The organism is Streptomyces sp. B21-083, from assembly GCF_036898825.1.
Classification (GTDB): domain Bacteria; phylum Actinomycetota; class Actinomycetes; order Streptomycetales; family Streptomycetaceae; genus Streptomyces.
The window spans coordinates 4,520,490-4,533,829 of record NZ_JARUND010000001.1; the positions used below are offsets into that span (position 1 = coordinate 4,520,490).

The 13,340-nt window shown below is 67.1% G+C and carries 12 protein-coding genes; 5 read left to right on the forward strand and 7 right to left on the reverse strand.

The genetic code is table 11. The features are described from left to right. Positions 1-204: 204 nt before the first annotated feature. Both QA861_RS20225 and QA861_RS20230 read left to right on the forward strand, forming a co-directional pair. Positions 205-1,296: a C40 family peptidase gene (locus QA861_RS20225; protein WP_334589737.1), complete on the forward strand. Its 1,092-nt coding sequence runs from the start codon at positions 205-207 to the stop codon at positions 1,294-1,296. 728 nt (positions 1,297-2,024) lie between these two features. Then, positions 2,025-3,410: a PP2C family protein-serine/threonine phosphatase gene (locus QA861_RS20230; RefSeq protein ID WP_334589738.1), complete on the forward strand. Its 1,386-nt coding sequence runs from the start codon at positions 2,025-2,027 to the stop codon at positions 3,408-3,410. A gap of 60 nt (positions 3,411-3,470) precedes the next feature. Here the strand turns inward: QA861_RS20230 and QA861_RS20235 are convergent, their stop codons facing one another. From QA861_RS20235 to QA861_RS20245, 3 genes are all read right to left on the reverse strand, one after another. After that, the gene (locus QA861_RS20235) at positions 3,471-3,809 is read right to left on the reverse strand and encodes a DUF2516 family protein (RefSeq protein WP_334589739.1); all 339 of its coding nucleotides are present in this window, start codon (positions 3,807-3,809) and stop codon (positions 3,471-3,473) included. 148 nt (positions 3,810-3,957) lie between these two features. Then, on the reverse strand, positions 3,958-4,653 hold the full coding sequence (locus QA861_RS20240) for a hypothetical protein (protein WP_334589740.1): 696 nt from the start codon (positions 4,651-4,653) through the stop codon (positions 3,958-3,960). A 112-nt stretch (positions 4,654-4,765) separates the two neighbouring features. Beyond that, positions 4,766-5,254: a helix-turn-helix domain-containing protein gene (locus tag QA861_RS20245; RefSeq protein WP_334589741.1), complete on the reverse strand. Its 489-nt coding sequence runs from the start codon at positions 5,252-5,254 to the stop codon at positions 4,766-4,768. Positions 5,255-5,440: 186 nt separating this feature from the next. On the opposite strand from QA861_RS20245, the gene QA861_RS20250 reads away from it, so the two are divergent. After that, positions 5,441-6,073: a hypothetical protein gene (locus QA861_RS20250; protein ID WP_334589742.1), complete on the forward strand. Its 633-nt coding sequence runs from the start codon at positions 5,441-5,443 to the stop codon at positions 6,071-6,073. Between the two features lie 349 nt (positions 6,074-6,422). Here QA861_RS20250 and QA861_RS20255 read toward each other — a convergent pair whose 3' ends face one another. From QA861_RS20255 to QA861_RS20270, 4 genes are all read right to left on the reverse strand, one after another. Beyond that, positions 6,423-8,204 (reverse strand): serine/threonine-protein kinase, encoded by a 1,782-nt coding sequence (locus tag QA861_RS20255; protein WP_334589744.1) that lies wholly within the window; start codon positions 8,202-8,204, stop codon positions 6,423-6,425. Positions 8,205-8,439: 235 nt separating this feature from the next. Next, positions 8,440-8,673, reverse strand: a complete 234-nt coding sequence (locus QA861_RS20260) for a helix-turn-helix domain-containing protein (protein ID WP_334590629.1) — start codon at positions 8,671-8,673, stop codon at positions 8,440-8,442. Continuing rightward, positions 8,621-10,558, reverse strand: coding sequence for an AAA family ATPase (locus QA861_RS20265; RefSeq protein ID WP_334589745.1), 1,938 nt, complete (start codon positions 10,556-10,558; stop codon positions 8,621-8,623). The genes QA861_RS20260 and QA861_RS20265 overlap by 53 nt, the downstream gene beginning before the upstream one ends. A gap of 1 nt (position 10,559) precedes the next feature. Beyond that, a complete protein-coding gene (locus QA861_RS20270) occupies positions 10,560-10,850 on the reverse strand; it encodes a hypothetical protein (RefSeq protein WP_334589746.1) in 291 nt (96 codons plus the stop codon). A 184-nt stretch (positions 10,851-11,034) separates the two neighbouring features. Between QA861_RS20270 and QA861_RS20275 the strand changes: the two genes are divergently transcribed. Next, on the forward strand, positions 11,035-12,570 hold the full coding sequence (locus tag QA861_RS20275) for an ISL3 family transposase (protein ID WP_443041422.1): 1,536 nt from the start codon (positions 11,035-11,037) through the stop codon (positions 12,568-12,570). A 172-nt stretch (positions 12,571-12,742) separates the two neighbouring features. Next, a complete protein-coding gene (locus tag QA861_RS20280; protein ID WP_334590630.1) occupies positions 12,743-13,207 on the forward strand; it encodes a DUF2199 domain-containing protein in 465 nt (154 codons plus the stop codon). Positions 13,208-13,340: the final 133 nt, after the last annotated feature.

A 13,340-nucleotide genomic window follows, 5' to 3' on the forward strand; every position in this document is an offset into this window, starting at 1 on the left:
CCGCCGACCCCACCGGCCTCAAATTGCTCACGATTCGTGGGCAACGATCTCCGTGCGCCGTTCGTCACACATGCGGGGAAGCGGGAAAGGACAGGCAACTCGCGGGAGGCCTGTTGCTTTTTGCGGTGACATGGCACGATCCCCCGGGCGTCCGTAAGTTACTGACGGTTAATCATGTGGGCGAAAGGTACGGGGGGACGGGGAATGGGAGTCGGCAAGCGGAGTCTGATCGCGACAGCCGTGGGACTGGTCTGCGCGGTCACCGTCCTGGGTGGCGCGGGCACCGCGTTCGCGAGCCCCGCACCGACCCCGGCCCCGACGCCCACACCGATCCCGAGCGTGACGCTGCCGCCGAACAAGGACCTGGAAGCCGTACACAAGAAGCTGGAGCAGCTCTACCACGACGCGGCGGTCGCCACGGACGCCTACAACGCGGCGGAGGAGCAGACCGAACGGCAGTCCGCCGAGATCGTCGAGCTGGCCCGGGAGATCGTCAAGGGGCAGAAGCGGCTGGCCGAGTTGAAGGACCGCGCGGGTGCCGCGGCGCGCGCCCAGTACCGCTCGGGCGGCCTGCCGCCGGAGGCGCGGTTGTGGCTCAGCGGCGATCCGCAGGCATGGCTGGAGGGTGCCGACCGGATCCGGCAGGGCCAGAAGGCGACCACGGGCCTGCTCGCCGAAATGGCGCGCACGCAGCAGGACTTGGAGCTGTACGCGCGGGACGCCTCGGCCCAGTGGACGAAGCTGGAGACGAGCCGGAAGGCCAGGGCCGCCGCCCAGAAGCAGATCAAGCAGCAGATCGCGGCGGCCGAACAGCTGGAGTCCCAGCTGCAGAAGAAGGAGAAGGAACGCCTCGCGGAGCTGGAGCGCGAGGCCGCCGCCAAGGCGCAGACGTCCTGGCTCAGTTCCGGCATCCTCGACGACATCGACGGCAGCGACGGCAGCGCGACGGCTCAGGGCAAGAAGGCCGTGGAGTTCGCGACGGCCCAGATAGGCAAGGCGTACGAGTGGGGCGCCGAGGGCCCCGACACGTTCGACTGCTCGGGCATGACCTCGGCGGCCTGGGCGGCGGCCGGGGTGCCCATCCCGCGCACCTCGCAGCAGCAGTGGGCCCAGCTGCCCCACGTCGACGTCAAGGACATGCGCCCCGGAGACCTGATCGTCTACTTCGACGACGCGAGCCACATCGCGATGTACATCGGCGACGGCAAGATGGTGCACGCCCCACGGCCAGGGCGGACGATCACGATCGCCGGGGCGGGGACGATGCCGATACTCGGGGTGGTCCGACCGGGCTGAGCCGGCGCAGCCGATGGGCCCAGCTGACCGGCTCAACTGAACCCGCGAATCATCACGTACGGCACTTTCCCCCCCGCACGGCACATATCGCACCGCGCGTGATCCGCCACACGTGACCCACCGCACCTACCGGCGCCGTCAACCCCTCCTGCGGACGTGACATTCGTCATCCGCCGAGGGGTAACCCCGTGCCCAAGTGCGTTACGGAACACGGCATATGACGGCGGCGCCTCCCGTGGACGCGCCGCCACACCATTCCGTTACAGCCCCATCAACCGCTATGGTCCCGGTCGGTGGATCGAGACCGTTCCTGTGGACTGAACGGGCGGGAGCCCGTTCAGTCGCGGGCCCCGAACGGTCTTGGGCGAACTGGTCCCCGGCGTACTCGACCCCGGGTGGCGACACGCATCGTGTGCGTGGTCCGTGCCCGGGAGGCCAGTTCCCTCACGACCTGGCCATATGGGTACGGCCAGAGGCGACGGAGAGGCCCTGAACCATCCTCTGGTGGAGCAGGGGCCCCGCACGCTGACGCCGCACCCGGTGTACCAGGTCGCAAGACCACGCTAACCCGATCAGCCCACTGCTCCGCAAGCCAGCAAGCCAGCAAGCCAGCAAGCCAGCAAGCGGACGATCACACGATCGAGCTAATACGGCCTCATACGCACTTCTTGGCCAGCAACTACTACCTCTCCATCGCGCCCGCACCCGGAGGGAAGGAACCCACGACGATGCCCGCACCCATACCGCGGCAGAGAGCGATCCCGGCCGCGGAAAACGGTCAGGCGCCGACCCCGGCCGTGCCCGGAGTGGCCCCGGCCACCCCCGCCACGCCCGGAGAGACCTCCGCAGGCACCCCCAGCCCCGGCGCGGTAACCAAAGCGGCGGCCGACGCAGCCGCCTCCGTCGCCTCCCCCGGCACGCATCTGACTCTGCTGCTGATCCAGGACGACCCGGGCGGCTCGCCCGTCGTGCCCGAGCTGCTCGACGCCACGGGCAAGCCGATCCGCGTCCGTACGGCCCGCAACCTCACCGAGGCCGAGCGGCTGCTCACCGACGACGTCCACTGCATCCTGCTGGACCTCGCGCTGCCCGCGCCCCACCACGCCGAGGACGGCAACGACGACGAGCTGGCGGTGCTCAAGCACGTGCTGCGGCTCGCACCCCGGCACGCCGTCCTCGCGCTCACCGCCTCCGGCGACGCCGAGCGCGGTACGGAGGCGGTGCGCGTCGGCGCCCAGGACTACCTGTTCCGCGACGAGCTGGACGGACGGCTGCTGAGCCGCGCGATCCGCTACGCGGTGGAGAGGAAGCGCTCCGACAAGGCCGAGCGCCGGCTCACCGAGTCCCGGCTGCGGGCCCAGGAGAACGCTCGCCTCGAACGCGGCCTGCTCCCCACCCCGCTCCTCGACGGCTCCTCGCTGCGCTTCGCCGCCCGCTACCGCCCCGGCCGCTCCCGCGCCCTGCTCGGCGGCGACTTCTACGACACGGTCCGGACGCCCGACGGCACGGTCCACGTGATGATCGGCGACGTGTGCGGGCACGGCCCCGACGAGGCGGCGCTCGGTGTGGAGCTGCGCATAGCGTGGCGCGCGCTGACCCTGGCGGGCCTGTGCGGCGACGCCCTGCTGGGCACACTGCAGCAGGTCCTTGAGCACGAACGCGAGAACGACGAGATCTTCGCGACGCTCTGCACGGTCGACATCTCGCCGGACGGCCGCAGCGCGGGCCTGTGCCTGGCCGGCCACCCGGCTCCGCTGCTGATCCGCCCGGCACCCGCATCCTCCGGGTCGGAGACCATGGCGGAGCTGCTGCCGTACGACAACAACGGCCCGGCGCTGGGACTGCTGCCGGGGGCCCGCTGGCCTCGTACGCAGGTACGGCTGGGGGCCGAGTGGACGCTGATGCTCTACACGGACGGCCTGATCGAGGGGCATATCGGCCAGGGCCGGGAACGGCTCGGCCAGGACGGCATGGTGGCGATGATCCGCCGCCAGCTCGCCCAGGGCCTGCGCGGCGAGAAGCTGCTGCGGGCGGCCGTGAGCGAGGTGCGCGAGCTGAACGGCGGGGAGCTGACGGACGACCTGGCGGTCCTGCTGCTCGACCGCCTGGCGTAGGCCGCCCGGGGAGGGCGCGGGTTCAGGGCAGGTTCAGGGCGAGTTCAGGGCGGCTTCGGTTCAGCGACCACCGTTGTACGGTCCGTACGGACCGTCACTGCTGGAGCCGCCGCCTCTGCGGCTGCGTCCGCCGCCCGGGAGGCCGCGCAGGGCCGGTCGTACGTCGACCATGTACACGATCGTCGCGACCAGGCCGATGATCGGCAGGAACGACAGGATGTTGAAGATCAGGTTCACCACGAAGGCGAGCCCGAGGACGATCAGCCAGAACGGCTTGGTCTTCTTGTCCGCCGCCCGGTAGGCGTCCTCGCGGCGCACCGCGGCGTCGAACAGCGCGAAGCCGCTGAAAATGATCAGGGCCACGCTCAACAGCCACATGAACCCCGCGAACCCCTGCATCAGCACAACGTCCACCACCAAGCTCGGTCAGTTCGTATGTGCGGTCACCGTACCCGCAACCGCAAACCCGCTACCCGCCAAACGGGCCGGGCACTCACGGAGTGCCCGGCCCGTCCCTGTACATACGGTTTCACCCGTTCGGCTCTGCCTACTTGGTGGGCGGAGTCGTCTTCTTCGCGGCGGGCTTGCGGGCCGGGGCCTTCTTGGCGGCGGGCTTGCTGGCCGGGGCCGGTGCGGCCTTGGCCTCGACGGGAGCCGGGGTGGGAGCCGCTGCCGGGGCGGGCATCTTCTCGTCGGTCGCCACCTTGACCTCGACCGGCTGGGCGTTCGGCTCGACGGCGATCGCCAGTTCCTCGATCTCCTCGGCGGCCTCGCCGCGCCAGGTGCGCACGGCCTGCTCGCCGTGCTCGGCGACCTTCTCGTACGTCTCGCGCGCCTTCACGGCGTACTCGGCGGCGACGCCGACACCGCGCAGGGCGAGGTCCTGGGCGCTCTCGCCGAGCTTCTTCAGGTCGGCGTCGATGGTGGAGCCGAGCTTCTTGAAGTCGCCGTCCAGCGTGTTGATGAACTCGCCGACCTTGGTCTGGAGAGTCTCCTGCGCCTCCTTGGCACGGACGGCGGCCTTCTCCTGCGCCTCCTTGGCGCGAGCGGCGGCCTTCTCCTGCACGGACTTCGGGTCGGTGCCGCGTACGGCCTCGAACCGGGCCGGCGCCTCGGCACGCAGCTGCTCGACCAGACCGGGCACCTTCTTGGCCTGCTGGAGAGCGAGGTCGGCGGTGCCGGCGGCGAAGTAGAGCGGCGTGGGGTCGCTGAAGGTCTTGCGCAGGTCGTCGGTGATGGCCATGGTGATGGTCCTCCCGGGTTGCTTGGGCTGAGGGTTTTTGGGTTACCGCGTACGTCGGGCCGGTCTCGACCGACACGCCCAGGTGCTGGGCGTATCTGTTACGTCCGGTGCGTCAACTGGCCGTCTGCTGTGGGTCGGCGCCGCTGCCGGTGCCTATGCCGGTGCCTATGTCGATGTCTCTGAGAGCACCGCTCGGAACGTCCGGCACAGGAACGTCCGTCGCGGCTGGGTCGCTGTCCGAATCGGCGATCTCGAACCCGTTCTCCTTGCGGAAGGACTCGTAGATCTGCAGCAACACCTGCTTCTGCCGCTCGCTGAGCGTGGGATCGGCGAGTATGACGGCACGCGTCTCCACCTCGTCCCGGTCCCGCTCGGCGTCCAGGATCCCGGCCCGCACATACAGCGTCTCGGCGGAGATCCGCAGCGCCTTGGCGACCTGCTGCAGCACCTCCGCGCTCGGCTTGCGCAGCCCGCGCTCGATCTGGCTCAGATACGGATTGGACACCCCGGCGGCATCGGCGAGCTGCCTGAGGGACAGCTGCGCGGTGCGCCGCTGATCGCGCAGGTACTCACCAAGATTGCCGACGTTGAGCGTTGCCATGCCTCTACCTTGCCCCACCCTTGCTAACTATTGCAAGCGCCTGCTTGCAATAGTGCGCTACACCACTTCGGGCGGGCGAATGAGCCTGAGCACGATAGGTGTCGTATTTGCACGACAACTGTCGCCAGCCGGGTCCAGTCGCAAATTGGGGGGCGGTTTCGGGCTGCGGCGCCGTAGATTGGCGCTATGCCCGATTTTGCGCATGACGAGGCCACGGCCCGGCGCGCTCTCGACGTCATCGACCAGTTGCTGGCCGCCCGCAACGAGATGGCCTCCGGAGTGGGCGGCGTCGGCTTCCTCCGCGAACACCAGGCAGTGGCACCAGTCGCGTGGAGCTGGTGGATGCTGATTTCGGACTCCGCCCGCGTGGTGGCGGAGGCGGCCAAGAACGGCAACGGGTTCGTCGTCGCACCGGTGATGCGGAACCTGATGACGCACGCTGTGGCGATGGCCTGGCTCATCGACGGCGGCGGCGCCGCGGTGCAGGCCGTCGACGCCTACAGCGACGACCAGCTCCTCAAGCTGATCACCAACGCGAAGCGGGCTGGGTGGGATGTCGAGGGAGACGAGGTCGAGGCAAAGGTCCGTGCCGCTGTCGACGAACGCACCGCCTACCCGGACCTTGAGGTCGTCCGGCTGACGAACGAGATCCGGAACACTGCCGACCTGATGGCGGCGTTCGGGGAGCAGGAAGGCTATCTGCCCTACCGGCACCTCAGTTCCTACTCCCACACCACACGAGAGACGGCGCAGCTGTACTCCATCCCACCCGGGCTGGCGGCTGGGAACTGCGCAACAAGCCCAGGGAGAGCGGCCTGAACGACGTCATTTGGACGGCCGTGTGTCTGATCCAGGCCGGCCGGATACTCGACTCCATCCTCAGCGAGCAGTTGCTGGCCGAGGAGCTTGACCAAGCCACCGCGCACCTCGGTGTCTCTGCGGACATCATCCCCCGGCGTCGCCTTCGCCGGGGCGCCGCCAACTGACCTGGGCAACGCCCAGCTTCGGCGAGTAGGAGCCGATCCCGTCGCCACGGCGGGATAGCCCCATATCGGGCACGCCATCGACGCCGTCTCACCAGCAGATCCTCCAGGTCGCAGTCGCAACCCGGCCCAGCGGCCGCAGCAGCCGCATCGCCCTGTCCGGCTGGAGCTTTGGACTCAGGACACTAGCGCGTGCGGGTGCCGAGGACCTTCCCGAGCGTGATGGCCACGTCGAAGTCCCGATCCCATGTGAGTGCGACGAGGTCGTCGAACTCCGCCTCAGGGCGGAGCAGATTGAGGACGTCGGCTTCGAATACTGAGCCCGGTTCTGCGAGGGCGAGCGCCTCGTCGTGGAAGCAGCGGTACGTGTTGCGTGACCGGAACATGACCGAGTACCCACCGTCTACGAGCTCTCCCACGGAGACATCCCATTTCGCTTCAAGCGCCTGCAGTGTGCCGGCGACGCGGTCGGCGTTGAGTGGCTCGGTCAACAGATCCGCTCCCACCGCTTCTCGGGCCGAATCCAACGGAAGCGTCTTGTCCCAGAGCACCGAGAGGTGGCGCTCGAAGCCGATGTCCTCGCGAACTGCTTTGTCGAACTCCAGGTAGTCGGTGTCCAGACTCGTACGCATCCAGCGGGCGATCCAGAGGATCGGGGCGTCGATCAGATTCGCCTGCAACGAGCGATTGCCTTCACCGTAGACAGATTCACGGATGCTCGTCAGCAGCTCTTCGCAGTGGTAGTCCTTGCAGAACCGGAACAAGTGAGCCGACCGCCGTGGCAGACCGCCCCAGAGCGAAGACCGAGGGAGGGGGAAATCAGCCAGAATCGTCTCCAGCTCGCGTTGGAGTCCGGGCTTGGCGGCCGACACCACGCGAGCGTCGTCGTTCTCGTCCCACCGCCCGGCGCCCTCATAGTCGAACTTCGCCTTGCACGAGGCATAAACAACGGCTTGAGCACACGTATTGAACAGCTCCGTGCTCACCCGGTACGCAACCTCGCAGTGATAGTTGAGGTTGAATCGGTCGAGCTCTCCGTCGGCGACCCGCTCGAAGACATGCTTCGCCGACAGCACGTCTCTCGCGGCACGGCCGAGGATCCGCTCGACCTCGCCGGACGACCTGTCGGCGGACACTTCGGTGGGGCGCAGATCATCGGAGATCTCCTCGATTGCCGAGTCCAGCCGCTGAAGGGTTACCCGAAGCATGCCGCGTACGGTGTCGATGCGGAGCCGCTGCGCCTCGTCTTGGAGCAGCATCTGTTCAATGATCAAGTCGAGGTCTGCCAGGAAGGGGTAGCGGTCGCGCACAAGCGCGTGTCGTCGCCCTCGGGAGTTCTGCTTCGTGAACATCTCGGTTATGACGAGGCCGAGCGCAAAGATGTCCGCCGGCTTGCCGATACCGAGGGCGTTGTTCCTCACCATCTGCTCGGGAGCGAGGTAGTTCCGGTTCACTAAGAGGTCCCCGCGATTCGTGAGCGAGGAGTCCTTGAAATGCGCGATGCCGAAGTCGGCCAGGACGAGCCGACGCGCATCAGGGGCGACGAGGACATTCTCAGGTTTGATGTCGCGATGCACTATGCCGTCGCCGTGCACGTACGCAAGCGCATCGCAGAGCTGGCGCGCGTAGTCGAGAAGCACATCAGCATCGGTTTCGTCGTTGATCACGTTTCGCAGCGTCATCGGGTAGAAGTCCATGACGTAGTAAAAGAATTTCGCGTCCTCTGAGCGCGCGTGGATACTCACGACGTTCGGGTGGCTCGATGTCTGCCCGTACTCGATCTCCTGCTTGAAACGCTTGTTGCGAGCGGAGTCCGCGTCGCGGTCCTTCTCAATCCGTTTGACTGCGAACACCTGACCGTCGGGCTTACGGCGGGTCTTCCACACCACGGCTGATCCGCCCTCTCCCAGAGCTGAATCGCGCTCGTAAGTGACTCCGTCGATGATGAACGGTTCGCGCTTCGGCATGAACCCACCCTACTGACCTCCTCGGGGCGGTGACGTCGGCCAATTGCCGACAGGACCAGACCGCTCTCCGGCGGGGCGAGGTAGATGCCCGCCACGTCGCGGACCTTCGTCACGAACTGCGGTCGGTCGACAGCTTCCAGGTCTCCACGATGTGCGGCTTGAGGCCGAACGGCCGCCAGATCCGCGAGACGGCCGACTGCGACATGCCCTCCGCCTCGGCCGTCGGACGTGTCGATCAGTGCGAATCACCCGTCAGTGGCGCCTGGCCGAGCGTTCTGGCGACTGGGGCTTCGACCTGCTCCTCGGTGTTCCTTCGCGGTGGCCCCGAACGCGGTCGGTCCGCCAGGCTCTCCAGCCGGTTCGCGGCGAACCGGGACCGCCACTTGCGTACCTCCTCTCGCGAGACACCCAGATCGTCAGCTATCTGACTGGCTCTCGATGCGAGTGACCTGATCAGGGCCGGGGTGATCCACGCCGGGCACCATGGGGTTCTCGTAGTCGAACTCCACCTTGCCGAAGGAGTCGCTGGTGATGGGCGGGGGGTCATTGTCGGCGATGATCAGTTGCAAGCGTTCGCCATATGCGTCAGCCAGCGTCCTGAAGCGGCTGTAGATCTCGGCCGCGCGTTGCCGGTCGGAGGCGTTGTTACCGAAGGCCTTGCGCGGTGAATCGATCACGAGGAGCGATGGAACGAGGACGTCGGAGTGGTCGAGTCCGAAGGCAAGGAGCGTGAGGCTGTAGGCGAGGTTGACGGAGGTGGCAATGCCCCCGCCGGAGGCCTGGAGGGTCTCGAAGGGCCGTCCGTTGACCACCGGCAGGTAGGTGTCGCGGTCGATGACGGCCGTGTCGACCCAGGGCAGGTTCCAGCTGGTGAGCAGTCGGCTGAACTCAGTGCTGAGGTCACCGAGCAAAGTCTGGCTGGCCTTGAGCTGCTCGGACTTCTCCTTGATGTCCTTGTTGATCTGCCGTCGGTCGGCCTTAAGCGAGCGGATGTCCGCGTCGATGGTGCGCACCCGTGCCCAGGATTCGCGCAGTTGGGTGATGGCATCAATGCTGGCCTTGAGCGAGGCGACGCGGGAGCTGGCCTCGGCGATGGCATCGAAGCGCGGGGCGACCGCATCACGGGTCTGGGCGTCGAGCTCCCGGCGCAGGCTGGTGACGGCGAAGCTGAGTTGCTGTGACCGCTCCTGGACGGTCTGCAGGTGCGCCTCGTCCGACTGCTGGATGCGCTGTGCGTCCTCAAGCTGCTGCTGCAGGGCCGTGCGTGTCTCTTCGATAGCAGCCGGGTCGATGTCGGCCTCGACTGGATCGGGTTGGAGACAGACGAGGCAGTGACCATCCTCGACGGCCCGGGCGGCCAGCGACTGCATGCACCGCGGGCAGACGACGAACTCGAAGGGAGAGAGCTGGTCGATGGCCGTGACCGACCGTGCGAGACGGGAGAGGTCGAGCTGTACCTGATCGACGACGGCATGCCGCGCCTCCACGAGGTCGGCGGCCGCGGACACTTCTTCTTCGATCCGCCGAGCGGCGCGGACGGCGTTCTGCAGCTCGTCACGCAACGCGGTGTCGGCGGCGGTCTGTTCCTCAAGTTCGGTCCGGAGGCTGGCCAGGGCGGACGATGCCCGCTCCAGGGTGTCGCGCAGCTGAGTGAGTTCGGCCCGCAGTTCGTCGTCGCTGCGGGGGTCGGAGGCTGCCAGGAAGGAGCTGACGTTGTCGTGCTCGGCGGTTCTGGCCTTCAGTGTGTCCAAGAGTTGGTTCCTGGTGCGCTTGAGCTCCATGAGCGCACTGTCGGTGAGCCCGAACATCAGGCGGAAGAGCTCTCTGCGCTTGGTCTCAAACCAGCTGTCCAGGTGACCGACGACCTGGCGGTCGATCTCGCGTGCCTGGAGGTAGACGTAGGCATACAGGTCGGCGAAGGTGAGGTTCTGCGGCCGCGCTGCTCCTTCTCGCCGTGCGGCGATCTGTTCGCGCGGGAAGCCGAGCGCGTCCAGGAGATGGTCGGATAGCGTGGTGACGCCTTCCGAGGCTCGCAGAGGCAGAGTGCGTTCTAGAGCGAGGGAGTGTGGATCGAGGAGATCCACGGTGTCGGCGGTATCTCCCTCAATGGTCCGCCTGAGGACGACACGTTCGTCGCCGGCCACGACCTCGGCCTGGACCGACAGGACGTGGTCGCGGACCGCCGGGGTGAGCATGGCGCTGCCGCCGAGGGCGTGCTTGAAGAGCATTAGCAGACTGGACTTGCCAGTGCCGATGGGGCCGGTGATCACGGTGGCCGGACGGTCGAAGCGGTAGGTCTGTTCCGCCTCGGCGGTCGTGACGGTCAAAGCGACGATGCGCAGGTGGACGGCCATGTCAGATCTCCGTCCGCCAGGGCCGGTCAACGGCGTCGGGCAAACGGTCGTAGATGAGGTTCTTCAAGGCCGACCCTGACTTGTTGAAATGCCTCTTGAGCAGCTTGATGCGGCTGGCGACAACGGCCCATTCCGGCGTTGCGGCAAGAGAGGCTGCGGCGGCGGCGCCCTGCGGCGTGGCGCGGAATTCGGCTCTGGCGCTGTTGCCGTAGACGATCAGGCCGCGGGCGGCGAGTGAGCCGAGGACGCTGTAGTAGCGCTGGTCCCAGGGCCAGTACTTGTAGCGGGTCAACCGGCAAGGGCCAGGCCCGCTGGACCATGCGCTGGAAGACCGCACTCAACGCCTTCGACATCACCTTCGACAGCCGGCTCTCCGCAGCACGTCAGTAACCCCAAAAACCCCAGTTACACCGCTCGTTTGGCCCTGTCTCGCTTTCGGTGGTGACGGAGCGTTGTGATGGGTCGTTGACATTCATGTGAAGGATGTCAACGAGCTTGTGCAGACGGTCTTTTCGGGCCTGTCCCCGCTGGTCATCGAGGATGTAGTCGACGAAGGTGAGCGGATCGTGGTGCGGGCACGAACTCCGCAGGACACTGCAGTCTGCCCGGTGTGCGGGACCCCGTCGGAACGCGTGCACGGCTATCACTGGCGGACAGTCGCGGACGTGCCGGTCGATGAACGACGGGTGGTGGTCTGTGTGCGGGTGCGGCGTCTGGTGTGCCCCACCCGCGGCTGTCGCCACACCTTCCGCGAACAGGTACCCGGTGTCCTGGACCGCTACCAGCGGCGCACGACCCGCCTGACCAGGCAAGTCAAGGCCGTGGTCAAGGAGTTAGCGGGCCGGGCCGGGGCACGTCTGCTCGCGATATTGGCGGTGAGCCTGTCTCGTCACACGGCCCTGCGCGTCCTGCTGCGGATCCCGTTGCCTGCCGGGCGGGTGCCCCGTGTGATCGGCGTCGACGACTTCGCACTGCGCCGCCGGCACCGCTACGCCACCGTGATCATCGACGCCGAGACTCATGAGCGGATCGACGTGCTGCCCGGCCGCACGGCCGACACTCTGGAAGCGTGGCTGCGCGAGCATCCGGGCATCGAGATCGTATGCCGTGACGGCTCGGCCACCTACGCCGAGGCCATCCGCCGCGCCCTGCCCCACGCGGTCCAGGTCGCGGACCGGTGGCATATTTGGCACAACCTGTGCGAAGCAGCCCTCAGCGAGGTCAAGGCGCACAGCACCTGTTGGGCCACCGTGCTGGACGCACCCATCTACGACGGACCCCGCGCCCGCACCACCCTGGAACGCTGGAACCAGGTCCACGGCCTGCTCGACCAGGGCGTCGGCCTGCTCGAATGCGCCCGCCGTCTCCAACTGGCCCTGAACACCGTCAAACGCTACGCCCGAGCCGACCGGCCTGAACGCATGCTCCGCGTCCCCAAATACCGCGCCGGCCTCGTCGACCCCTACCGCGAACACCTGCGCAAACGACGGGCCGAGGACCCCGGCGTCCCGGTCAAGCACCTCTTCGAAGAGATCAAAGCCCTCGGCTTCACGGGCTGCCTGAACCTCCTGCACAAGTACATCAACCAGGGCCGCGCGGACGCCGACCGCAGCCATATCTCCCCGCGCAGGCTCGCCCGGATGCTGCTGACCAGGCCCGACAACCTCAAAGCCGATCAACACCAGCTCCTCGCCAAGCTCACCAACGCCTGCCCCGAGATGACACAACTGGCAACCGGCATCAGGGACTTCGCCCCGCTCCTTACGCCCCACGCCGACAACGCCGACGCGCTCACGGGCTGGATCGACCAAGTCCGAACAGCGGATCTACCCCATCTGCACTCCTTCACCCGCGGCCTGGAGCGAGACCTCGACGCCGTGACCGCCGGGTTCACACTTCCGTACAGCAACGGCCCCACCGAAGGCGTCAACACCAAGACCAAACGGATCGCACGACAGATGCACGGACGAGCAGGCTTCACCCTCCTCCGCCACCGCATCCTCCTCGGATAGCAGCACGCTCCGTCACCACCGAAAGAGAGACAGGGCCGCTCGTTTGACAGACCCGCCGACGGAGCAGGCCACTGACGTCAGCAGCATCGGCGACGGTCATTAGGCTCCGCTCATGACCAGCAACCCCGGATTCACCTGCTCGTGCTGCGGCAGCCACCACGCCAAAGCGCCGATGAGTTACGCGGCGAAGGCCCCCTACGTCTGGGAACCGAGTTTCGCCGATTCTGCGGACTGCCTGCTCTCGTCGGATCAGTGTGTGATCCAGGCACAGCACTACTTCGTCAAGGGTCTGGTCGAGATACCGGTCATCGGCAGCGACGAGGTGTTCTCCTGGGCTGCATGGGTCTCCCTCAGCCGAGACAACTTCGCCCGGGCCGCGGACCTTTGGGACACCCAGGGACGTGAAACCGAGGAGCCGTATTTCGGGTGGCTGTCCACCGACCTCTTCCTCTACTCGCCCAGCACCATCAACTTGAAGACCCACGTCCACACCCGCCCCATCGGACAGCGTCCCTTCATCGAGCTGGAGCCGACCGACCACCCTCTCGCAGTCGAACAGCGGACCGGCATCACCATGGAGCGCGTCCGTGAAATCGCCGAAGCCGTTCTCCACCCCAACGACAGCGAATCCAAGTGACGTCGAACGTGCTATTGACCTAGCGTTCCGCTCATGACCACCCCAGGCATCGGCACTGACGATGAGGCCAGCGTGACGATCCGCTGCCAGGACAACTCGTCTGTCGGTGTGAGGTTCTGCGATCGGTTCAGCT

What these genes read in the sequence shown, in the direction of transcription:
- QA861_RS20225 (WP_334589737.1), top strand. Translation starts at nt 205, where the DNA reads ATGGGAGTCGGCAAGCGGAGTCTGATCGCGACAGCCGTGGGACTGGTC.
- QA861_RS20230 (WP_334589738.1), top strand. Translation starts at nt 2,025, where the DNA reads ATGCCCGCACCCATACCGCGGCAGAGAGCGATCCCGGCCGCGGAAAAC.
- QA861_RS20235 (WP_334589739.1), bottom strand. Translation starts at nt 3,809, where the DNA reads ATGCAGGGGTTCGCGGGGTTCATGTGGCTGTTGAGCGTGGCCCTGATC.
- QA861_RS20240 (WP_334589740.1), bottom strand. Translation starts at nt 4,653, where the DNA reads ATGGCCATCACCGACGACCTGCGCAAGACCTTCAGCGACCCCACGCCG.
- QA861_RS20245 (WP_334589741.1), bottom strand. Translation starts at nt 5,254, where the DNA reads ATGGCAACGCTCAACGTCGGCAATCTTGGTGAGTACCTGCGCGATCAG.
- QA861_RS20250 (WP_334589742.1), top strand. Translation starts at nt 5,441, where the DNA reads ATGCCCGATTTTGCGCATGACGAGGCCACGGCCCGGCGCGCTCTCGAC.
- QA861_RS20255 (WP_334589744.1), bottom strand. Translation starts at nt 8,204, where the DNA reads ATGCCGAAGCGCGAACCGTTCATCATCGACGGAGTCACTTACGAGCGC.
- QA861_RS20265 (WP_334589745.1), bottom strand. Translation starts at nt 10,558, where the DNA reads ATGGCCGTCCACCTGCGCATCGTCGCTTTGACCGTCACGACCGCCGAG.
- QA861_RS20280 (WP_334590630.1), top strand. Translation starts at nt 12,743, where the DNA reads ATGAGTTACGCGGCGAAGGCCCCCTACGTCTGGGAACCGAGTTTCGCC.